This is a genomic window from Micromonospora yasonensis, from assembly GCF_026013475.1.
In the GTDB taxonomy this organism is placed as follows: Bacteria; Actinomycetota; Actinomycetes; order Mycobacteriales; family Micromonosporaceae; genus Micromonospora; species Micromonospora yasonensis.
Window position 1 is genome coordinate 1 of sequence record NZ_JAPDPH010000126.1, and the last position, 21127, is coordinate 21127.

Annotated in this window: 23 protein-coding genes, 1 tRNA gene and 1 riboswitch; of the genes, 12 read left to right on the plus strand and 12 right to left on the minus strand. The window is 72.0% G+C overall.

Annotation, left to right across the window (positions count from 1 at the left end; genetic code table 11):
- Together ONA70_RS22910 and ONA70_RS22915 are read right to left on the minus strand one after the other, a co-directional pair.
- A partial coding sequence (locus ONA70_RS22910) for an acyl-CoA dehydrogenase family protein (protein ID WP_265008530.1) occupies nucleotides 1-1036 on the minus strand: 1036 nt, incomplete at its 3' end.
- A 148-nt stretch (nucleotides 1037-1184) separates the two neighbouring features.
- Complete coding sequence (locus ONA70_RS22915; protein WP_265008531.1) at nucleotides 1185-1853, minus strand: NAD(P)-dependent oxidoreductase; 669 nt, start codon at nucleotides 1851-1853, stop codon at nucleotides 1185-1187.
- Between the two features lie 87 nt (nucleotides 1854-1940).
- Here ONA70_RS22915 and ONA70_RS22920 point away from each other — a divergent pair, with 87 nt between their 5' ends.
- Nucleotides 1941-2429, plus strand: coding sequence for a MarR family transcriptional regulator (locus tag ONA70_RS22920; protein ID WP_265008532.1), 489 nt, complete (start codon nucleotides 1941-1943; stop codon nucleotides 2427-2429).
- A gap of 15 nt (nucleotides 2430-2444) precedes the next feature.
- Here ONA70_RS22920 and ONA70_RS22925 read toward each other — a convergent pair whose 3' ends face one another.
- Both ONA70_RS22925 and ONA70_RS22930 read right to left on the minus strand, forming a co-directional pair.
- Nucleotides 2445-3572, minus strand: coding sequence for a PP2C family protein-serine/threonine phosphatase (locus tag ONA70_RS22925; protein WP_265008533.1), 1128 nt, complete (start codon nucleotides 3570-3572; stop codon nucleotides 2445-2447).
- A 91-nt stretch (nucleotides 3573-3663) separates the two neighbouring features.
- Nucleotides 3664-4296, minus strand: coding sequence for a septal ring lytic transglycosylase RlpA family protein (locus ONA70_RS22930; RefSeq protein WP_265008534.1), 633 nt, complete (start codon nucleotides 4294-4296; stop codon nucleotides 3664-3666).
- 197 nt (nucleotides 4297-4493) lie between these two features.
- Here ONA70_RS22930 and ONA70_RS22935 point away from each other — a divergent pair, with 197 nt between their 5' ends.
- Together ONA70_RS22935 and ONA70_RS22940 are read left to right on the plus strand one after the other, a co-directional pair.
- A complete protein-coding gene (locus tag ONA70_RS22935) occupies nucleotides 4494-5039 on the plus strand; it encodes a phosphoribosyltransferase (RefSeq protein WP_265008535.1) in 546 nt (181 codons plus the stop codon).
- A gap of 41 nt (nucleotides 5040-5080) precedes the next feature.
- Entirely contained in the window at nucleotides 5081-6100 is a 1020-nt protein-coding gene (locus ONA70_RS22940; RefSeq protein ID WP_265008536.1) for a questin oxidase family protein, read from the plus strand.
- Here the strand turns inward: ONA70_RS22940 and ONA70_RS22945 are convergent.
- Nucleotides 6093-6608 carry an alpha/beta hydrolase gene (locus ONA70_RS22945; RefSeq protein WP_265008537.1) on the minus strand — a complete coding sequence of 172 codons (516 nt, stop codon included), beginning with the start codon at nucleotides 6606-6608 and terminating at the stop codon, nucleotides 6093-6095. The genes ONA70_RS22940 and ONA70_RS22945 overlap by 8 nt on opposite strands.
- 81 nt (nucleotides 6609-6689) lie before the next feature.
- On the opposite strand from ONA70_RS22945, the gene ONA70_RS22950 reads away from it, so the two are divergent.
- Nucleotides 6690-7124: an ASCH domain-containing protein gene (locus ONA70_RS22950; protein WP_265008538.1), complete on the plus strand. Its 435-nt coding sequence runs from the start codon at nucleotides 6690-6692 to the stop codon at nucleotides 7122-7124.
- A 12-nt stretch (nucleotides 7125-7136) separates the two neighbouring features.
- On the opposite strand, the gene ONA70_RS22955 is transcribed toward ONA70_RS22950, so the two are convergent.
- From ONA70_RS22955 to ONA70_RS22970, 4 genes are all read right to left on the minus strand, one after another.
- Nucleotides 7137-8021 (minus strand): LLM class flavin-dependent oxidoreductase, encoded by an 885-nt coding sequence (locus tag ONA70_RS22955; protein ID WP_265008539.1) that lies wholly within the window; start codon nucleotides 8019-8021, stop codon nucleotides 7137-7139.
- Nucleotides 8022-8066: 45 nt separating this feature from the next.
- Nucleotides 8067-9122: a MerR family transcriptional regulator gene (locus ONA70_RS22960; RefSeq protein WP_265008540.1), complete on the minus strand. Its 1056-nt coding sequence runs from the start codon at nucleotides 9120-9122 to the stop codon at nucleotides 8067-8069.
- 99 nt (nucleotides 9123-9221) lie between these two features.
- On the minus strand, nucleotides 9222-9782 hold the full coding sequence (locus ONA70_RS22965) for an NUDIX hydrolase (protein WP_265008541.1): 561 nt from the start codon (nucleotides 9780-9782) through the stop codon (nucleotides 9222-9224).
- Nucleotides 9783-10154, minus strand: a complete 372-nt coding sequence (locus ONA70_RS22970) for a type 2 periplasmic-binding domain-containing protein (protein WP_265008542.1) — start codon at nucleotides 10152-10154, stop codon at nucleotides 9783-9785.
- Nucleotides 10155-10337: 183 nt separating this feature from the next.
- On the opposite strand from ONA70_RS22970, the gene ONA70_RS22975 reads away from it, so the two are divergent.
- The 5 genes from ONA70_RS22975 (at nucleotide 10338) to ONA70_RS22995 (ending at nucleotide 15241) form a co-directional block, all read left to right on the plus strand.
- Nucleotides 10338-11336 carry an aldo/keto reductase gene (locus ONA70_RS22975; protein WP_265008543.1) on the plus strand — a complete coding sequence of 333 codons (999 nt, stop codon included), beginning with the start codon at nucleotides 10338-10340 and terminating at the stop codon, nucleotides 11334-11336.
- A 68-nt stretch (nucleotides 11337-11404) separates the two neighbouring features.
- Entirely contained in the window at nucleotides 11405-12385 is a 981-nt protein-coding gene (locus ONA70_RS22980) for a GNAT family N-acetyltransferase (RefSeq protein WP_265008544.1), read from the plus strand.
- 220 nt (nucleotides 12386-12605) lie between these two features.
- Nucleotides 12606-13184 (plus strand): hypothetical protein, encoded by a 579-nt coding sequence (locus ONA70_RS22985; protein WP_265008545.1) that lies wholly within the window; start codon nucleotides 12606-12608, stop codon nucleotides 13182-13184.
- A 541-nt stretch (nucleotides 13185-13725) separates the two neighbouring features.
- Nucleotides 13726-14340: an RNA polymerase sigma factor gene (locus ONA70_RS22990; RefSeq protein ID WP_265008546.1), complete on the plus strand. Its 615-nt coding sequence runs from the start codon at nucleotides 13726-13728 to the stop codon at nucleotides 14338-14340.
- Nucleotides 14333-15241 carry a CU044_5270 family protein gene (locus tag ONA70_RS22995; protein WP_265008547.1) on the plus strand — a complete coding sequence of 303 codons (909 nt, stop codon included), beginning with the start codon at nucleotides 14333-14335 and terminating at the stop codon, nucleotides 15239-15241. Before ONA70_RS22990 ends, ONA70_RS22995 begins: the two co-directional genes overlap by 8 nt.
- A 143-nt stretch (nucleotides 15242-15384) precedes the next feature.
- Here ONA70_RS22995 and ONA70_RS23000 read toward each other — a convergent pair.
- A tRNA-Gly gene (locus ONA70_RS23000) sits at nucleotides 15385-15458 on the minus strand.
- A 249-nt stretch (nucleotides 15459-15707) separates the two neighbouring features.
- Here ONA70_RS23000 and ONA70_RS23005 point away from each other — a divergent pair.
- The gene (locus tag ONA70_RS23005; RefSeq protein ID WP_265008548.1) at nucleotides 15708-16694 is read left to right on the plus strand and encodes a zinc metalloprotease; all 987 of its coding nucleotides are present in this window, start codon (nucleotides 15708-15710) and stop codon (nucleotides 16692-16694) included.
- A 67-nt stretch (nucleotides 16695-16761) separates the two neighbouring features.
- Here ONA70_RS23005 and ONA70_RS23010 read toward each other — a convergent pair whose 3' ends face one another.
- Nucleotides 16762-17310: a pyridoxamine 5'-phosphate oxidase family protein gene (locus tag ONA70_RS23010; protein ID WP_265008549.1), complete on the minus strand. Its 549-nt coding sequence runs from the start codon at nucleotides 17308-17310 to the stop codon at nucleotides 16762-16764.
- Between the two features lie 78 nt (nucleotides 17311-17388).
- Here ONA70_RS23010 and dcd point away from each other — a divergent pair, with 78 nt between their 5' ends.
- Nucleotides 17389-17967 (plus strand): dCTP deaminase, encoded by a 579-nt coding sequence (gene dcd, locus ONA70_RS23015; protein WP_265008550.1) that lies wholly within the window; start codon nucleotides 17389-17391, stop codon nucleotides 17965-17967.
- A 46-nt stretch (nucleotides 17968-18013) separates the two neighbouring features.
- Here dcd and ONA70_RS23020 read toward each other — a convergent pair whose 3' ends face one another.
- Nucleotides 18014-19048, minus strand: coding sequence for a C40 family peptidase (locus tag ONA70_RS23020; RefSeq protein ID WP_265008551.1), 1035 nt, complete (start codon nucleotides 19046-19048; stop codon nucleotides 18014-18016).
- Between the two features lie 12 nt (nucleotides 19049-19060).
- Nucleotides 19061-19196, minus strand: a riboswitch (cyclic di-AMP (ydaO/yuaA leader).
- Nucleotides 19197-19432: 236 nt separating this feature from the next.
- Here ONA70_RS23020 and ONA70_RS23025 point away from each other — a divergent pair.
- Nucleotides 19433-21127: N-acetylmuramoyl-L-alanine amidase (locus ONA70_RS23025; protein WP_265008552.1), on the plus strand; the 1695-nt coding region annotated here is incomplete at its 3' end.

The following is a 21127-nucleotide window of genomic DNA, read 5'->3' on the forward strand; positions in this document are numbered from 1 at the left end:
CCCGGGGAGCGGCCTTGTCGGTCATCTGGGTCAGGTCGGCGCCCTGCACCCGGTTCTTGGCGTACTCCAGCGCGTTCAGGTAGCCGGTGGAGAGGGTGGCGATCGCCTTGGTGCCGACCATCATCCGGGCGTACTCGATGATCATGAACATCTGCCGGATGCCGTCGTGCTTGTCGCCGAGCAGCCAGCCCTTGGCCGGTACGCCGTGCTCGCCGAAGGTCATCTCGCAGGTGTTGGAGACCTTCAGGCCCATCTTGTGCTCGACGTTGGTGGCGAAGACACCGTTGCGCTCGCCCAGCTCGCCGGTCTCCTCGTCGAAGTGGTACTTCGGCACCACGAAGAGGGAGAGGCCCTTGGTGCCCGGGCCGCCGACGCCCTCCACGCCGACTGGGCGGGCCAGCACGTAGTGGACGATGTTGTCGGAGAGGTCGTGCTCACCCGAGGTGATGAAGCGCTTGACGCCCTCGATGTGCCAGGAGCCGTCCGGCTGCGGGACGGCCCGGGTACGGCCGGCGCCGACGTCCGAGCCGGCGTCCGGCTCGGTGAGCACCATGGTCGAGCCCCACTGCTTCTCGATGAAGAGCTTGGCCCACTTCTGCTGCCGCTCGGTGCCCTCGACGTGCAGTACGTGCGCGAAGGACGGGCCGGAGGCGTACATCCAGATGGGAGCGTTCGCGCCGAGCACCAACTCGGCGAGCGACCACCAGAGGGTGCGTGGGGCGTTGGTGCCACCCAGGGCCTCGGGCAGGTCGAGCCGCCAGAACTCCGACTCCATGAAGGCGTGGAACGACTTCTTGAACGACTCGGGCAGCGGCGCGGTGTGCGTCGCCGGGTCGAAGACCGGCGGGTTGCGGTCACTGTCCGAGTAGCTGGCGGCCAGGTCCTCGCGGGCCAGGCGGTCGACCTCGGAGAGGAAGCTGCGGGCGGTGTCGACGTCCAGGTCCGTGTACGGCTCCTGGCCGAACGTCCGGTCCGCCCCGAAGACCTCGAACAGGTTGAACTCGAGGTCCCGAACGTTGCTCTTGTAGTGGGTCATGCTCGCTGGCCCCGCTTCCCGGACAGGTGTTACCGATCAGTAACCCCGACTGTATTACTCGCCGGTAGGTAACGACAAGCCGATCACGGAAGTGACAGCGATTACACACCTCCGGTTCAGCTTCCAACCACCCGGGGAAGCGGTCACCTCAGTCGGCGACGCCGACCGTCTGCCGCACCGAATCGGGCCGGTCGAGCAGGGCGAGCATGAGGTGGGCGACGTCGGCCCGGGACACCCGGAGCCCACCCCGGATGTTGCGCCCGTACGCGGTGCGGTACGCAGCGGTCAGCGGGCCGTCGGTCAGCCGGGGCGGCCGGACCACGGTCCAGTCCAGGGCACCCTCCCGCAATTCCTCCTCCATCAGCGCGAGGTCGACGTAGTGCCGCCGCAACACCCGCCGGATCGCCGGCCCGAGCACGAAGCGCATCAGCGGACCGTCGCCCGGGTCGTACCGGGGTGGGTTGGGCCGGCCGGGGGACGGCACCACACCTACCGGCGCGGCGCTGACCACCACGAGCCGCCGTACGCCCGATCCGGTCATCGCCTCGGTGATCGTCCGGGTGCCGCGGGACGCCACCCCGGCGTCGGCCCGGGAGCGGGGGCCGAGGCCGGAGAGCACCGCGTCGGCGCCGTCGAGCGCAGCTCGCAGCGCCGTCCGGTCCGCCGCCGCCAGGTCCGCGGTGACCACCCGGGCGGCGGTGCCGGGCAGCCGGGCCGGATCGCGGACCACTGCCGTGACGTCGTGATCGGCAGCCAGCGCCTGGTCGACGAGGTGCCGACCGATCCCACCGCTGGCCCCGAAGATCGTGAGCTTCATCCGCCACTCCTCCGTCGATCGCCGCCACTGGCGGCCGAATCCCGTAAGATATGGAAACCGTAACAGTTGATACGAGGTTCAAACAATATGAGTTCCGTAGGTTCTGCGGACGCCCGCCGACGTCGCCGGTCGGCCACCCGGATCAAGGAGGCCATGCGCGAGCTGAACAACCAGCTCGCGCTGCTCAACCACCACGTCGGCGTACGCCTCTCGCTACGCGACGTGGACCTGGACTGTCTCGACCTGATCGCCCGGCACGGACCGCTCAGTCCCGGCGCGCTGGCCCGCCGGGCCGGCCTGCATCCGGCCACCATGACCGGCATCCTGGACCGGCTCCAGCGGGGCGGCTGGATCGTGCGCGAGCGGGACCCGGACGCCACCGACCGCCGCTCGGTGACGGTCCGCGCCCTGCGCGAGCGCAACGGCGAACTCTTCCAGCTCTACGCCGGGATGAACGCCACGATGGACCAGATCTGCGCCGGGTACGACGAGGCCCAACTGGAGGTGATCGCCGACTTCCTGCGCCGGGCCGGGGAGGCCGGGCGGCGGGCCACCGAGGAACTGGCCGAGGGCTGACCGGGCCGGGAGGCGTCAGCTCTCGGCCGCGCCGACCTCCCAGCTCGGCACGGCGGCGGTCACGCCGCTGCTCGGGCCGGTGTATTCCATCAGCACCAGCGCGATGTCGTCGTCCAGCCGGCCGTGCACCCACTCCACCAGCGCGGTCTCCAGCGAGGCCAGACCGTCGGCGACCGTGCCGTGGCCGAGCAGCCGCCAGGCCCGGTCGGCGGTCGGGAAGAACTCGCCGTCCCGGCGGGCCTCGCCGAGCCCGTCGGTGAAGAGCAGCAGCCGGTCGCCCGGCTCGAGTCGCTCCACCCGGGGCCGGACCACCGGCATGAAGCCCAGCGGGGGTGCGGGCGCCGCGGGCTCGAGTGGGATCACCGCGCCCCGGCGCAGCAGCAGCGGCGGCGGGTGTCCACAGTTGACGATGGTGAGGGTGCCGCCGCGCTCCTCGACCAGCGCGGCGGTGACGAAGTCCTCGTCGCCCACGTTGCGGGCCACCGCCCGGTCCAGGTCGGTCACCACGGCCCGCAGGTCGGCCCGCTCGTACGCGACGTGCCGGTAGGAGCCGAGCACGATGCTGGCCAGCCGGACGGCGTCCAGGCCCTTGCCCCGGACGTCGCCGATGATCATGCGGACGCCGTACGGGGTGTCCATCACCTCGTACAGGTCGCCGCCGATCTCCGCAGTGGCGGTGGAGGAGATGTAGCGGGCGGCCACCGCGAGCGTGCCGACCTGCGGGCCGAGCGGCCGGAGCACCGCCTGCTGGGCGACCGAGGCGAGCCGGGACAACTCGGCGATCCGCTCGGACTGGCGCTGGCTCACCGCCGCGACGGCGGTGGCGATCGCGGCGGCGAGCGCGATTCCCGCGACGCTGGCCGCGGTGACCACGGAGGTGGTTTCCTCGGCGATCGCGAAGGCCGCGCCGATCCCGGTGGCGAGCACCCCCAGCCCGAGCACCACCCGCCACGACGCCAACGCGGCGGCCAGGAGCGGGGCGGACGCCATCAGCGCGAGGTAGTGCACCGGACGGCCGTCCGCCAACTCCACCGCGGAGACGAGTGCGAGCAGCCCGAGGGCCGCGCCGATGCCGGCGCGGGATCCGGGGCTCAGCGGGCCGCGGCCCGACTGGAGAGGTTGCGTGCGTACATCGGACAGCATGCCTGATGGACGTGACCGGGAGAATGAGCCTGGCGGGTGGTCCATGGAACTTCCGTCCGACCCCGCCGGCCCGTTCGACGCGGGTCAGCCGTCAGCCGAGGACCTCGTACCTGACGTCGATCTCGCCGAGGTCGGTCGACGCGATGGCCGCGAAGGCCGCCCGGGACAGGTCCAGGCACCGGCCATCGACGTACGGGCCGCGGTCGTTGATCCGCACGGTCACCGACTTGCCGTTGGCCGGGTTGGTCACCCGGACCCTGGTGTTGAAAGGCAGCGTCTTGTGCGCGGCGGTCAGCGCATCCGGGTTGAAGGTCTCCCCGTTCGCGGTCATCTGACCCTCGTCGTAGAAGGACGCGCCGCAGGAACCGCTGTTCACGACCTTCGGGGAGGAGGTGGTCTTCGTCGCGGTGGGCTTGGGGCTGGCGGTCCGGGTCTTGCTCCGCGAGGCCGCCTGGGTACGGGTCGCGGTCGGGCTGGGGGTGGCCTTCGGCGACGGGCTGAGGCTCGGCGAGGCGCTCGGCGAGGCGGAGGGGGAACTGGGGGCCAGGGTGCTGGGCAGCACCTCGGCGACGGTCGGCTCGGCGGCGGGCTCGGCGGCGGGCTCGGCCGAGGTCAACTGGACCGCGCCGACGGTGCCGCCGACGGCGAGCACCACGCCGACGGCCGCGGTGGCGGCGATGCCGGCGGGCGAGAACTTGCGGGTACGGAGATGCCTACCAGCCACCACCCGGTCCTTTCGTCAGCGGAACAAACCGGCTGGGACCGTAACGAGAGAAGTACTTCCGAAGTCAACGTGATCATCGTGCTATGCCCGTATTTACCCCGGTACGTGTAGCCGATCAGGCCATCTGCCCTCCACCGAACGGAGGAAGGATCGCTGGCCGGGGCCGGTGCCGCAGCACCTGGCGTCGGTACCCGAGGATGGGAGCCGTGCTGAGCCAACGTCTGGTCGAGCTGTTCCGCTGGGTCGACCCCGGCCCGGACAGCAGTCATCTGGTCAGCGACACCGCCGGCTGGTGGCGCGATCCGGAGGTGCTGGCCGACCTCGGGCCCGCCCTGGCCGGCCTGTTCCCGGCCACCCGGCCCACCGTCGTGGTCGCCCCCGAGGTGTCCGGGCTGCTGCTCGGCCCGCTGGTCGCGGTGGCCGCCGGCGCCGGCTTCCTGCCCGCGTACAAGGACGGGGGTGAGCGGCGGCGGGTCGGGGCGCTGCGCTGGGCGGAGACGCCACCCGACCACCGGGGCCGACGCCAGCGGCTCGGCCTGGACACCGTCCGGCTCGGCCCCGCCGACCGGGTGCTGCTCGTCGACGACTGGGTGGACAGCGGCGCCCAGCTCGACGCGCTGCACCGGCTGGTGTCGGGCGCCGGGGCCGAAGTGGTCGGGGCGGCCGCCGTCGTGACCACCTGCCCGCCGGCGGCCGCCGAACGGCTCCGGCTGCGCGCGCTGCTCACCGGGGACCGGCTGTGAGCGCTTGACCTCAACCGCGGTTGAGCATCGACGATCACCGCATGGGCGACGGAATCCTCGACGAAGCGTACGAACGACTGCACCGCACCGGCCCCGAATTCGAGGGCTGGCTCTCCAACCACGGACCGATGGCGGTCGAGGCGCTGGTCCGGCACGGCCACGGCGCCCGGGTGCACCGCTGGCTCGACGACTACCTCGGCCGGCTGGACGACCTGCCGCGCGGGCTGCGTCCGATCGACGACTGGCGGGCCGCGCTCGGCGACCCGAAGCGGGCCGGCGACTGGCTCGTCCACTTCGACCACGAGCTGCGCGAACACCCCTGGCCGGAGGTGCTCGGCACCTGGTGGCCGCGGCTGCTGCCGGGCATCGCGGCCGGGGCCACCCACGGCGTCATCCGGGTCGGCCACGCCGTACGGGTGCTGCGTACCGACGGGGCGAACCCGGCGCGGCTCGCCGAGTTGGGGCAGGCGCTCGGCTACTGGGCGGCCCGCTGGCAACCGGTGCCCGGGGCCGGCCCACTCACCGGACGATCCGGCGTGGCCGCCGCGCTGGCCGGGGTGCCCCGCCTCCCCGAGCAGACCGGCGGGATCCGCGAACGGTTGGGCCGGCTGCCCGACCTACCGGACTGGGCCGTCGCGGCGACCGCGCTGCACCCGCCGGCCGACCCGGCGGGGGCCGCGCGGACCCTCACCGAGCTGGTGCACCGCACCGGCCTGGAATACCTACGGTTCGGACACGGCAATCCGGTGATGCTGGTGCACGCGGTGACCGCGCCGACCGCGGTGCTGCGTACCCTGCCGGCCCTGGACCCGGCGCTGTGGGCGCCGAGCGTCGCCGCGGCCTGGTCGGCCACGGCCGCCGTGACCTCGGTGTACGCCCCACCCACACCGGCCGCCGGGGCCACGGTGACGCTCCGGCCGCCCGACGAGGTATTCGCGCGGGCGGCCCGGCACGGTGACGCCCACGTGGTGAAGCTCGCCGACGCGGTGCTGGAGGCGCACGCGGCGACCGGCGACGCGCGGGTGCTGGCGGCGGCCGACTACGCCGGCCGGCTCATCTGACGAACTCCTCCACGGCGGTGCAGACCCGGCCCAGCGCCTCGGCGGAGCGGGCCAGCGGGCCGGGCACCAGCATCGAGTGGTCGGCGTCCGGCACCTCCAGCACGTGCCGGCTGAGCCGGCGCGCCACCTCGCCGTCCCAGGACGGGTCGGCGGTGCCGCCGACCAGCAGGCACGGTGCGGTCGCCCGGCCGAGTGGGGCCAGCACGTCCGGGTTGTTCAGCAGCGGGGTCAGCCAGACCGCCGGCACTCCCCGGTCGGCGGCGAGCGGGGTGGCGAAGCTGCCCAGCGACTTGCCCACCAGCAGGTCGACGCCGCCGTCGAGGAGCGGCGCCACCTGCTCGGCCACCCAGACGGGAGCCTGATCGATGCGCAGGTCCCGGGGCGGCTGCCAGAAGACCTCGTGGACGTCGAAGTCGAGGCGGCGCAGCGCCTCCCCGACGTACGCGAAGAGTGGGGCGCGGGTGTCGTAGCCCCGGCCCGGGATGAGCACCGCCCGGCGGTCCGCCATGGTCGCCTCCTCATTGGCCGGTGCTCAGGCTAGCCGGAAAACCCCGCGACCGGCGGGCGCGCCGCGACTAGCCTCGGCAGGATGTGGCCTCGGATCGGTGGACTCCGCACGCTCGCCCTCGGCGCCCCCGGCGAGATGCGCGCCAACCTCAACACCCTCGTGCTGGCCGGCGTGAAGACCGCCACCGCCGGCCTGTTGACCGACGAGTACGCCGAGGAGAACGAGGAGCTGGAGCACGTCGGTGAGCGGCTGGTCCTGGTCGACGACCGGGACGCGCTGGTCGGCGTCGTCGAGGTGACCGAGGTGGAGGTGGTCCGCTTCGCGGACGTCACCTGGGACTTCGCCCGCTCGGAAGGGGAGGGCGACCGGTCGATCGAGGAGTGGCGGGAGGGGCACCGCCGCTACTGGGCGCAGGTGGGCTTCCCGGTCGACGACGACAGCCAGGTGGTCTGCATCCGGTTCCGGCTGGTCTCCGCCGGGGACGGCGGAATCAGCACCGGCGACCTGGGCACCTGACCGACCGGCCGGTCACAGCCGGCGCAACTCCGGGAGCAAATCGGCCGCCGCCACCAGCACCGCCTCGTCGCCCGCGTACCAGCTGCTGGCCCGGGGCCAGTGCGTCACCACGTCGGTGAAGCCCAGCCGCGCCGCGCGCGCGACCTGCTCGGCGAAGAAGTCCGCGCCGCTGAGCGAGAAGGCCGGCGCCGCGTCGAGCGACAGGTAGCGGTCCAGGGTGGCCGGATCTCGGCCCGCCTTCTCCAGCGACTCGTCCATCCGGCCGGCGAGGTCCGCGACCGTGGCCCACCAGCTCTCCAGGTCGTCCCCACCAAGCCCGGTGGTCACCCAGCCCTGGCCGTACCGGGCGACCAGCCGCATCGAGCGGGTGCCGTTCGCGGCGACCACGAACGGCACCCGGGGCCGCTGCAGGCAGCCGGGGTTGTTCCGGGCATCGACGGCGGCGAACCACTCGCCGCGCCAGGTGGTGCCGTCCTCCCGGAGGATCAGGTCCAGCAGCTCGGTAAACTCGGCGAACCGGTCGACCCGCTGCCGGGGCGGCAGGGTCTCCCCGCCGAGCACGGTGGCGTCGAAGCCGATGCCGCCCGCACCGAGCCCCAGCAGCAGCCGGCCGCCGGAGACGTCGTCCACGGCGGTCACCTGCCGGGCGAACGCCGCCGGGTGCCGGAAGTTGGGCGACGCGACCAGGGTGCCGAGGCGGATCCGGGAGGTCACCGTCGCGGCGGCGGTCAGGGTGGTCATCGAGTCGAACCAGGGGCCGTCGACCAGATCGCGCCAGCCCAGGTGGTCGTACGTCCAGGCGTGGTCGAAGCCCCACTCGTCCGCCTGCCGCCAGCGCCGCTGCGAGTCCGACCAGCGCTGGTCGGGGAGGATCACGATGCCAATCCGCATGATCACCAGGGTACGGTCCCCGGGCCGGTCGGGCCGGCCCGGGATTCCGCGCTACCCCGTGACCACGTCGGCGACCACGACGGCGATGTTGTCCGGCGCGCCCTCGGCGTACGCGAGGTCGACCAGGCGCCCGACGGCGGCCTCCGGGTCGTCCGCCCCGGCGAGCGTCGCCCGCAGCGCCGCCGGCCCGACCACCGCGGAGAGCCCGTCGGAGCAGAGCAGGTAGCGGTCGCCGACCAGGGCGGTCCGGAGCGCGAGGTCCGCCTCGACCGGGGCCCCGGCGCCGAGCGCACGGGACAGCAGGGCCCGCTGTGGGTGCGCGGCCGCCTCCGCCGGGGTCAGCCGCCCCTGGTCGACCTGCGCCTGCACGTACGTGTGGTCCTGGGTCAGCCGGGACAGCTCGCCCCCGCGCAGCAGGTACGCCCGGGTGTCGCCGACGTGTACCAGGGCGAGCTGGGTGCCGCGCCGCAGGATGGCGGTGAGCGTGGTGACCGGCTGGTGCCCGTCGGCGGCGTGCATGCGTACCGTCCGGTCGGCCGTGGTGACCGCGTCGGCCAGTGTGGCGAGCAGTTCGGCGGCCGGCGCGTCGGCCAGTTCCAGCGGCCGGAGCGCGTCGACGGCGGCGGTGCTGGCGGCGGCGCCGCCCGGACCGCGCAGGCCGTCGGCCACGGCGAGCAGCGTGTCGCTGGCGTACGCCGTGTCCTCGTTGGAGTCCCGGACCGCGCCGGCCGTACAGCGGACGGCGTATCGGAAGGTGGGTACGGACATGGTGGCGCCCCTTTCGGAGAGCTGGTCGACGAGGAGCGCGACGACGCGTCCGCGGGCCGCCGTGTCGGCGCTGACCCGGCGCCACCAGGCGTCGACCGCCTCGGCCGCCGCCACCGGCGGCAGGCCGCAGACGGCCTGGATGTCGGCCAGCGGCATCCCGGCCCGGCGCAGCGCGGCGATCAGCCGGGCCCGGTCGAGCTGCGCCGGCTCGTAGTACCGGTAGCCCGAGTGCGGGTCGACGGCGACGGGCGGGAGCAGCCCCAGCTCGTCGTAGAGCCGCAACGCCTTGGGCGTCAGGCGCGCCGCTCGGGCGAACGCCCCGATGGTCAGCAGCTCCACGGACACATCCTCCTCGTGCCGGTCACGGCGACCGGCACGGACCACGCTGGGCCTTGCCGCAGGGGCAGGGTCAAGGCATTGCCCCTCGGCCGCTGACCGTCAGCCTCGGCTGAGCTTGGCGAGCATCCGGGTCAGGTGCGGCTCGACCGTTCCCGGCTCGGCTCCGGCCACCTCCCGGGGCGTCCACCAGCGGACGCCCCGGAACTCGCCCGGGTCGGGGACCAACTGCTGGTCGCGGCTGCCGCTCAGCACGTACCAGAGGCTGACGTCGGTGTGCCGGTCGGCCGGCGGACCGACCGTCTCGGTGACGGTGAGGAAGGCCGGGTGCGCGCCGTGGGGCGGGGCGAAGACGGCTCGCACGCCCAACTCCTCCACCACCTCCCGGCGGACGGTCTCCGCCGGGTGCTCACCCGGCTCGACGTGGCCGCCGGTCGGCAGCCACATCCCTGCCTTGCGGTGGTCGACCAGCAGCACCGCGCCGTCCGTGACGTCCCGGAGCAGGAAGTACGCGACCAGATGCGGCGAGGGCGTACGCGGCTTCGCCCGGCGGAAGATGTCCGCCGTCCCGGCCAGCCAGGCCAGCGTCTCGGCGCGGTGCCGCGCCTCCAGTTCGTCCCCCGGGGTGAGCGCCTCGACCAGCGCCCGGATCTCGTCTCGCACTCAGTCCCCCAGGGGCTCGTTGGCGTCGACCGCGGCGCGGACGAACTCGCGTACCCAAGCGGTGGTATTGCTGGCCAGCCACACCGGCCCGCGGAGGATCGGCGGCGCGTCGTGGATCGGCACGTACGCCAGGTCGGGGCGGGGGTGGTAGCGGCAGGTCTGCTCGCCCACCGGCAGCACGCCCCGGCCCATCGCGACCAGGGCCAGCATCTCCGGGAAGGTGTTGCCGGCCGGGCCCTCGGGCACCGGCCGGCCCGACGGCGTGCGGTCCGGGGTGCGGTCGCGCTTGAACTCGGTCGAGGTCACCGCCGGATACTGCACCACCGGGTGGTCGGCCAGCACCTCCAGCGACACCGACTCGGGGGTCTTCACCGTGCTCACCGGACCGGTGCCGCGCTTCGGCGCGCAGGGCAGCGGAACCTCCATCTGCGTACGCGACCCGGAGGGCAACACCGTGGAGCTGCGCTGGTATCCACCGTCCTGATGGGCTTGACCTGGAGTGCGCTCGAACCCGGAGACTGTGCCCCGGCAGGACGTCGGGTTGTCGGACGGGGAGTGGCGGTCGTGAATCGTACGTTGGGACGGAGCGGGATCGAGGTCAGCCCGCTGGGCATGGGGTGCTGGGCGATCGGCGGCCCGTACGCGGGCGGCGACAACCAGTACGGATGGGGCCGGGTCGACGACGCGGAGTCGATCCGGGCCGTCCGCCGGGCGGTCGAGCTGGGCGTCACCTTCTTCGACACGGCAAGCAGCTACGGCGCCGGGCACAGCGAGGTGATCCTCGGCAAGGCGCTGGGCGCCGACCGCGATCGGGTGGTGATCGCGTCGAAGTGGGGGTTCACCTTCGACGAGGTGACCCGGGAGGCGCTCGGTACGGACGGCAGCGTCGGGTACCTGCGCAGCTGCCTGGACGGCTCGCTGCGGCGACTCGGCACCGAGCACGTCGATCTCTACCAACTGCACCTCGGCGACCTGCCGGTGGCGGAGGCCCTGGACCTCATCGGGCCGCTCGAGGACCTGGTCACCGCCGGCAAGATTCGGGCGTACGGGTGGAGCACCGACGACCCGGAGCGGGCCGCGGCCTTCGCCGCCGCCGGCCCGCACTGCACCGCCGTGCAGCACGACATGTCGGTGCTGGCCGACCGGCCGGCGATGATCGAGGTGTGCGAACGGGCCGGGCAGGCCAGCATCAACCGCGGGCCACTGGCCATGGGACTGCTCAGCGGCAAGTACGCCGACGGCCGCACGGTGGCCCGGGACGACGTACGCTCGCAGGCCTACGAGTGGCTGACCTACTTCCGCGACGGCGCCGGGGCACCCGAGTGGCTGGCCCGGGTGGAGGCCCTGCGCGAGGTGTTCGCCACCGGCGGCCGTACCCCCACCCAGGGTGCGCTGGCCTGGCTGTGGGCCCGCAGCGAGGTCACCGTGCCGATCCCGGGATTCCGCACCGTGGCGCAGGTCGAGCAGAACGCGGGCGCGCTCGCGCACGGCCCGCTGCGACCGGACGAGTTCGCCGCCGTCGAGGAGTTGCTCGCGGACCTCCGCTCGCACTGACGGCCGGCCCCGAAGGCCGGCGCGGAAACGGGTGACGGGACGGCCGGGTCCGTTGCTAGCGTGGCGCGATGCCCGAACTTGAGCGGCTCGACGCCCGGCACGCCCCCGCGCTGCTCCGCTTCGAGCGGGAGAACCGGGCGTACTTCGCGCGGTCCGTGCCGGACCGGGGCGACCGGTACTTCGCGGAGTTCGCCGCCGTGCACGCGGACCGGCTCGCGGAGCAGGCGACCGGCCAGTGCCACTTCCACGTCCTGGTCGACGACGACGGGTCCGTGCTGGGCCGGTTCAACCTGGTCGACGTGGCCGACGGCAGCGCCGAGTTGGGCTACCGGGTGGCCGAACGGGCGGCCGGCCGGGGCCTGGCCCAGGACGGCGCACGCCGGGTCTGCGAACTGGCTCGCGACGCGTACGGGCTACGCCGGCTGGTCGCCTCGGCGGCGCTGGCGAACCCGGCGTCGCTCGCGGTGCTGCGGCGCACCGGTTTCGTCCCAGCCGGCGAGGTGCTGCTCGGCGGCAAACCGGGTCTCCGGCACGTACGCGACCTGGCCGACGGTGCCGGGATGGCCGCCGAGGAGGTCCTTTCCGTGCTGGACGCCCTGGCCGCCATCGGCTGCCCGGCCTGGCTCAGCGGCGGCTGGGGCGTGGACGCTCTGGTCGGCGAGCAGACCCGGCCGCACCGAGATCTGGACCTGGCCGTCCCGGCCGAGCACGAGGCGGCCGCGCTGCGGGCGCTCGCTCAGCTCGGGTACGTCGTCGAGACCGACTGGCGGCCGGTCCGGGTCGAGGTCGTCGCGGCCGGACGCGGACGAGTGGACCTGCACCCGCTGACCTTCGACGAGGCCGGTGACGGCCACCAGGCCGGCCTGGACGGCAGCAGCTTCCGCTGGCCCAGGGACTGCCTCACCACCGGGACCATCGCCGGTCGCCCGGTCGACTGCATCTCGGTGACCCAGCAACTGCTGTTCCACGGCGGCTACGAGCCGCGCGACGTCGACCGGGCGGACCTCGCCCTGCTGCACCGGCTCGCCGCCGCCGTCCCGCAGCGGTGACCGCCGGTTCCGCAGCCATTCCTGGTGCTTGCCGTGCAGCCCAACCACGGCCGTAGGGCACCGAGCAGGACGGTCGCATTGTGATTTCGGGGGCAATGCCGGGGCGGGAAGCGCCGTAGACTGTGCAGCCGGCGGTCGGGCGGAGCCACAAGGGGTTCGAAAGGCGCTATCCGCCCGCCAATCTGGCGTGGCCCGGGCGCAGTTGATGGAGTGACGCGACTTGGCATCTCAGGGGACACCCGCAAAGCCGGCCGGACGCCGCCGCCTGGCTACTGCCGTCGCGCTGTGCGGAGGGCTCGCCACGGTTCTGGCCCTGCTGCTTGTCATCGACATCGCGACCGGTGGCAGGTGGGGCATCGTCAACCGCCTACGGTCATCTTCTGCAGCTACACCTGCACCCAGGCCTACCTCCGAGCCGACATCCGCTCCGGTGGCCCCTGCGGGACAGCTCATCAGGGCTTGCATCCAGCAGACCAAGGGCCAGGATCTGTACAGCTTCTACCTGCGCGACATACCCACGGACCAGTGGGGAGCACCGGTCAGCGGCACTCTCTCGACCTTCGATGAGCCATTCGCGCTCTGGCTCTATGACGCTGATTGCAAGCCATACAAGGCGGTCACCGTGCCAGCTAAAGCCCGTCGCACGTTCAGTGCCTACGTGGGTCAAGTCTGGTACTGGGATGCTGCATCAGCGAAGCAGCCTACTGACGACTATGACTCCGGAGTCATCAGCCCTTCGCATAACGGCACCGACCAGATATTCAGCAACACCGGGCGCCTCACCTACTACCCGGAATAGGGGCCACGATCCACCGGCACGCCACCTCTGGAGGCGGATCGGGCCAGCACCCGGGCGGTGGACGACGCGGTCAAGAAGCCGGCGGCTGATTTCTCGGACGAGGCCGGGGCAGGCGCAAGAAGGCGGACCGAGCGGGTGACGGTGATCGAGTCCGCACTGGCAGCTTGGAACCGTACAAGATCGGCTGACAACCGGCGCAGATGCCAGGTCGGCAACGCTTGAGGTGGCCTGGAGTGACCTGGACCGGCCAGGCGTAATGGCCCGCTAATGGCCCGACCCAACCGGCGGGGCACCTCCCTGGGCAGAAAACCGTTGCTCCACCCCTGAGCTACGAGGGCGCGAGCGCTCAGTCTCGTGACCTGCGCGCTGACCCGAGGCGGCAGGAAGTGCTGCCCGCTCCGAGTGTTGGCCCCATACCGGGCAGAGGCGGCGCTCCATCCTGCCGGGTGCGTTCGCCCGGCACCAGCGCCAGCCCGTGAACCGCTTTTGCCCCGGCCTACGGATAACAGGTGATGATTCCCGGCTCTGCGAAAGGTCGTGCATGCATCGTTCAAGACGAGTAAAGGCTGTCGACTTCGGAACGCTCACGGACGCGGCGGTCATCGAACGGTCCCTCCGGGACTCCGAGAGCTTCGCGGTGATCTTCGACCGGCACGCACCGTACATCCATCGCTACCTGGCAAGGCGGCTCGGTGCCGGGACCGCGGACGACCTGGTTGCCGAGACGTTCCTGGCGGCGTTCCGTCGTCGGGAACGATTCGACACCGCCTACCCGGACGCCCGGCCATGGCTGTACGGGATCGCCACCAACCTCATCCGCCAGCACCGGCGGGAGGAGGAACGCGAGTACCGGCTGCGGCAGGCGTACATCCCCGCGCTGAGCGAGGCGTCACACGCCGACCGGGTCACCACCGTGGTCACCGCGCAGTCGCTACGCCACATGTTGTTCGGCGCCCTGGCCGAGCTCTCCACCGGCGATCGCGACGTACTGCTGCTGATCGCCTGGGAGGAGCTGACCTACGACGAAACAGCCAGCGCACTGGCGATCCCGGTCGGCACCGTGCGTTCACGACTCCACCGCGCCCGCAAGCTGCTGCGCGAGGCGCTTGGCAGCGATCCCACCAACGCGATCGAGGAGATATCGAGCAATGGATGACCTGCAACTGCTCCGGCAACTCGGTGCCGAGATCCCGCCGGCAACCCCTGAACTGTTGTCCTCGGCCCGCAACCGGCTGTTGGCCGCGACGACCCCCGCGTCCCCCGCTCCCACCACGATCCGGCGCTCGACCCGACGGAGCTGGCGGCTCGTGCTCAGTGGGGTGGCGGCGGCGGGTATCGCCGCGGCGGTCACCTCGGTACTCGTGCTCGCCCCCGATCGGTTCGGCGGCGACGCCCCGGCTGCCAAGGCCAACGCCACCCAGGTGCTGCGGAACGCGGCGACGGCGGCGCTCCAGGTGCCCGACGTCACCCCCCGGCCCGACCAGTTCATCTACCGCCGGATCCAGGACGGCCCGTCGACCCATGAGAGCTGGCTGTCGGTGGACGGAACCCGGGACGGCCTGGTACGGGAATCCTCCGCCGGCAACAACACGGAAACGCCCGTCCCGGGCTGCCGGAACGGGCGGGCCGCGGTGGTGAAGGGCGGTCAGGTGGTGCCGGGCCGGACCGAGCCGTGCACTCCGGAACCCGCGTACCGCCCCGACATGCCGACCGACGCGACTGCCATGGGGGCCTACCTGGCCGAGCATCGCAGTGGCGAACCCGGTTCGGTGAACGCCGCCGGCAAGGACGTGCTGTACCTGGCCGAGAGCTATCTGCGACCGGCGTCGCGGGCAGCGCTGTACGAAGCCGCGGCAGCGGTGCCGGGCCTACGCGCCGTCGAGAACGTCACAGACGGCGCGGGCCGGTCAGGCATCGGCATCGCCTGGCCGTCGACGAACGGAGGGGAGGAAATGGTTCTGGCCTTCGACGCTGAGACCCATGCTTTCCTCGGCACCTCGGGATATTCAGCTGTGCTGGCCCTCGCTGTCGTCGACGAAGTCGGTCAGACCAGCTGACCTCCCCGCCACTCGGGCCGAGCAAGCGCAATCCGACACGGGCCGGCTGCCGAGGTGCGCTAATGGCCCACGGACTGTTTCAGCTCCCCTGACAACGCGGCAGCCCTGGTTGGGACTCTCGTCCTGACCAGGGCTTCCGCGCGTGGAGCGGGTGACGGGAATCGAACCCGCACTGTCAGCTTGGGAAGCTGATGTTCTGCCATTGAACTACACCCGCAGGCGGGACCACTGTACCTGAGGTCACCACCTCCGTGCACCCAGGTACCCCCGTGGCGCGTCTCAGCCGCCGCGCAACCGCCTCGGCACGATCTTCGAACGGCGCCGGCGCATCCGAGCGGCAGGAGGTTTCACGGCCGGCGGTATATGGGCGTTCTCAAATTCGTCGATCGGATGTAACGTCTCCCCCACGTTCCCCGACTCGGCGTGACACACCCCCAGGGTTGCGCCGGCAGAAAGAGGTGGGCCCATGGGACTGCGTCCCAACCTGCTGACCCGGCGTGCCGCCGGCGTCGCGACGACGACCCTCGCGCTGCTGCTGAGCACCGCCGCCGTGGGCGTCGTTCCCGCTGCGTCGGCCTTCTCGGCCGCTCCGGGTGGCTCCTGCGCCGAGCCGGCCGACGTCCACTCGGACGCCCGGGTCGCCAAGGGCGGCAGCGCCAAGCTGGACCCGAACAGCCTGACCGCCAAGCAGGTCGCCGAGCGCGAGGCCGACCTCGCCGCCGCCCTGCGCGAGCGGGCCGCCTTCCGCGGCGGCGCCCAGGCCACCGGTCCGCTGGCCACGGTCACCGTCCCGGTCGTCGTGCACGTCATCCAGCGGGACAGCACCCGCGCCGGCGGCAACATCCCGGACTCGCTGATCACCTCGCAGCTCACCGTGCTCAACCAGGCGTACAGCGGCGCCACCGGGGGTGTCCCGACCGCCTTCAGCTTCCAACTGACGAAGATCAACCGGGTCACCAACCCGGCCTGGTACCCGATTGTGTACGGCTCCTCCGCCGAGCGGCAGATGAAGACGTCGCTGCGCGAGGGCGGCAAGAACACGCTCAACATCTACCTGGGCGAGCTGAGCGACAACCTGCTCGGCTGGGCCACCTTTCCGAAGCGCAAGCTCGACAGCATGGACGGCGTCGTCGCGCTGAACGAGTCGCTGCCCGGCGGCACCGCGACCAACTACAACGAGGGTGACACCGGCACCCACGAGATCGGCCACTGGCTGAACCTCTACCACACCTTCCAGGGTGGCTGCTCCGGCTCGGGCGACAGCGTCGACGACACCCCGGCCGAGGGTTCGGCGGCGTACCAGTGCCCGACCGGTCGGGACACCTGCGCTGCCGCGGGCCTGGACCCGATCCACAACTTCATGGATTACACCTACGACTCGTGCATGTACGAGTTCACCCCCGGCCAGGCGTCCCGGATGATCAGCGCGTGGAACGCCTACCGCGCGGCCTGAGCGCTTAGCACTGAGCCGCCGGTGCCGGCCCTGTCCTCGGACGGGGCCGGCACCGGCGTTTTCGTGCTCAGGCGGCCGGGCGGCGGGTGTCGAAGCCGTGCCGGCCGCCGCGCCTACCCTCGCCGGCGACCGCCGTACGCCGGGACGGGGCCGTCGCCTGCGGATCGAGCCAGACCCGCACCTGCGGCCGGCCGGCGCCTGGCTGGGCCGCCTGGTGGCGCCGGGTCAGCATCGCCACGTCGACGGTGAACTCGAACAGCCGCCAGTCGACCAGCGGCTCGGCCCGGCCGAGCTCGGCCACCCGAGCCAGCGTGCCCGGGTCGGTCACCGGGCGGGCCCGGCCGGCCACGTACGCCTCGTCGTCGCTCTCCTCGGGTGGGAAGGAGTGCAACGCGTAGCGGCCGTCGCGTTCGAGATCGCGACGCTTGGGCGAGTCGATGACGAAGCAGTAGAGCCCGTCGTCGGTGATGACCGGGGACACCGGATGGACCCGGGGGCCGCCGTCGGCGCGGACCGTGGCGAGATAGCCGAAGCCCGGCCCGTACTGCTGCAGGAGAAGGCGGATCTCGTCGGCGAGGCGGGGCTCGTCGGCGGCGAATTCGGACCAGGAAGCCATGCGGACATTCTATCGAACACGTGTACGAAGATGTAGTCCGACACGCAGGTCACCCGTACCGGTCGCTATGGTGTTCCGATGCTGCTCTCCGACCGGGACCTGGTCTCCGAGATCAAGGCAGGCACCCTCGCGCTGGAGCCCTTCGAGCCCACGCTGGTGCAGCCGTCCAGCATCGACGTACGTCTGGACCGGCTCTTCCGGGTCTTCAACAACCACCTCTACACCCACATCGACCCGGCGGTCCAGCAGGACGACCTGACGTCGATGGTGGAGGTGCCCGAGGGCGAGCCGTTCGTGCTGCACCCGGGCGAGTTCGTGCTCGCCTCCACCCTCGAGGTGATCTCGCTGGGCGACCAGCTGGCCGGCAGGCTGGAGGGCAAGTCCAGCCTGGGCCGGCTGGGGCTGCTCACCCACTCGACGGCGGGCTTCATCGACCCCGGCTTCTCCGGGCACGTCACGCTGGAGCTGTCCAACGTGGCGAACCTGCCGATCACCCTCTGGCCGGGCATGAAGATCGGCCAGCTCTGCATCTTCCGGCTCTCCTCGCCGGCCGAGCACCCGTACGGTTCGGCGGTCTATGGGTCGCGCTACCAGGGGCAGCGCGGGCCGACCCCGAGCCGGTCGTGGCAGAACTGGCGGGTCTGGCCGACCCGCTGAAAGACGACGCAGGGGCCCCCGCGTCGCGGGAGCCCCTGCTTACCCCTCAGCCCGGACGGCCGTAACTGTTGATCTGGCCGTCGTCGACGCGTTTCATCGTGATCGGCTTGCCGGACTGGGAGGCGTGCACCACCCAGCCGTTGCCGACGTACAACGCGACGTGGTGCAGGTCGCTGTAGTAGAAGACCAGGTCGCCGACCTGCAGGTCATTGCGGCTGACCCGCCGGGTGACGTCGTGCTGCTGCCGGGCGTTGTGCGGCAGCGAGACGCCGGCCTTGGCCCAGGCGGCCATGGTCAGCCCGGAGCAGTCGTAGTGGTCCGGGCCGGCGGCGCCCCAGACGTAGATCTTGCCGATCTGGGCGCAGGCGAACTTGGCCGCGACTCCACCGGGGCCACCCGGGTAGCCGGCCGGGCAGGGCGCGGGACGCAGCGGCCCGCCGCCGCCGTTGCCGTACACCTTGAGCCGCAGCTTCTGCAGCCGGGCGATCTCGGCGTCGATCTGCTTCTTCTGTGCCGCGAGCTGGGCCTCGGTACGGGCCAGCTTGGCGATCATCTCGTCCAGCGGCTTCTTCTTCGCGGCCAGCTGGTCGCGCAGCTCGGCCACCGTCTGCACCTGCTGCTGCTGGCGGTGCGCGAACCGGTCGAGCAGCTCGAGGCTGTCCACCAGCTCGCCCGGCGAGCGGCTGCCCAGCAGCGCGTTCATCGTCGAGAGGTTGTCCCCCTTGTACGCGTCGGCGGCGAGGCCGCCGACCTGCCCGAGAGCCTGGTCGACCCGGGCCTGCAGCGGGGCGATCTGCTTGGCCAGCGCCGCGGCCTGCTTGCGCTTGGCGGCGAGGTCCTCACGGGTGGCGTTGACCTGTTCGATGACCGGTTCGAGCTTGTTCCAGTCCTTGTCGATCTGGGCTTCGATCTCGGCGACCGACGGGTCGGCGTGGGCCGCCGTGGCGCCGCCGGTCAGGATGACGGCGGTGCCGACCAGGGCGGCGAGGGCGGTGGTGAAGCGGGACCAGCGTGAACGCGGCGCAGCCGCCAGCCGGTCGAACGACCGGGCCGACGGTGGCCGCGGGGCATGGTTAGCCACCGGGCTCCGTACTCCTTCTTCCCGACCGCCTACCGGGTTAGCTGACGGGTTCGGGCGGGAAGGGAGCCGCCCTACCACAGAGGCTGCGGATTCACCCCAGTTACCTGGGTCCCCGGCTCGCCCGGAGGCGACTCGGCGGTGTCCGACCGTCACCACCCGGGCTGGGCGGTGAGACTGGCGGCCGACGACTGACCAGAGTAGAGATCGCTGTTATCAATCCGCAACCCGAGACGCCGTGACACTCCGTACGCAAATTTCGCACCCCGATCACTCACGATGAAGGTTTCCTTCAGTACGGATTACCTGCTGGAAAGGTATTGACCGGGAGCCGGGTGCGGAGTGAGGGTGAGACCGCAGTGACCCCCATCCCTGTCTGGAGGTTTGATGCACCTCTCACCCCCGCCGTCGGGCAGACGGATACTGCTGGCCGCCGCCGTCGCGGCAGCCACCGCCCTCGGCACCACCGGTCCGGTGGCCGCCGAACCGAACAGCACCGACGCCGCAGACAGGCAGCAGCAGTACGCCGCCGCGGCCGACGAGTACGGCGTGCCGCAGAGCGTGCTGCTCGGCGTCTCGTACCTGGAGTCCCGCTGGGACACCCACGCGGGCCAGCCCAGCACCAGCGGCGGCTACGGGCCGATGCACCTCACCGACGCCGAGCAGGTCGCCTCGACCCCGTCCAGCGCACACGTGGACGAGAACGAGGACCCGCGCGGCGACGAGTCCCGCCCGCTCACGCTCGACCCGGCCGTCGCCGCCGCGCCGTCCGGCGACGTGCTGCCCCAGGCGTCCGTGCAGACCGTCGACGCCGCCGCCGCGCTCACCGGCATCCCGGTGGAGACGCTGCGTACCGACGCCGTGGCGAACATCCGGGGCGGCGCGGCGCTGCTCGCGTCGTACCAGAAGGACCTGGGCGGGCCGGCCGGCGCCGGCAGCGACCCGGCGGCCTGGTACGGCGCGGTGGCCCGCTACTCCGGCGCGGACACCGAAGACGCCGCGGCGGCCTTCGCCGACGAGGTCTACGACCAGATCGGCCAGGGCGCCAGCCGGACCACCGACGACGGCCAGCGGGTGACCCTCGCTGCCACCGCGCTGACGCCGGACGAGTCCGGGCTGCACAAGCTGGGCCTGCGCCGCGCGGAGCGGCCGGACGGCCTGGAGTGCCCGGTCCGCCTCGCCTGCGAGTGGATCCCGGCGCCGTACGGGGAGTACATCGACAAGAACGGCGACCTCAACTACGGCAACTACGACATCGGCAACCGGCCGGCTCAGCAGAAGCTCGAGTACATCATCATCCACGACACCGAGGGCTCTTTCAGGGGCAGTGTGAACGCGGTCCAGGACGTGACCTACCTGGGCTGGCACTACACACTGCGTTCCGTGGACGGCTACGTGGCCCAGCACATCAAGGCCAAGGACGTCGGCTGGCAGGCCGGCAACTGGTACGTCAACGCCAAGTCCATCGGCGTGGAGCACGAGGGCTACGCCGGTCACGGCACCTGGTACACCGAGGCCATGTACCGGGCCTCCGCCAAGCTGGTCCGGCACCTGGCCCTGCGGTTCCAGATCCCGCTGAACCGGCAGCACATCCTCGGCCACGACAACGTCCCCGGCATCACCGCCGGGAACGTCGCCGGGATGCACTGGGACCCGGGCCCGTACTGGGACTGGTCGCACTACTTCGATCTGTTGAAGGCACCGTTCCAGTCCACTGGCACGCCGCACACCGGCCTGGTCACCATCGACCCGGACTACGCGACGAACAAGCCGGCCTTCTACGGCTGCAACCAGCAGCCGCCATTCCCACCGGGACAGGAGGAGCCCCCGCCGACGCCCGAGCCCTGCCCGCTGCGCGGTTCGTCCTCGGTCATCCTGCGCACTGCCCCGAGCCCGACCGCGCCACTGGTCAACGACCTGGGGCTGCGCCCGAACGGCACCCCGAACACCATGTACATCAAGGATCACGGTGCCCGCGCCTCGGCCGGTCAGACGTACGCCCTGGCGGGCATCCAGGGCGACTGGACGGCGATCTGGTACCTCGGCCAGAAGGCCTGGTTCTACAACCCGGCCTCGGCGCCC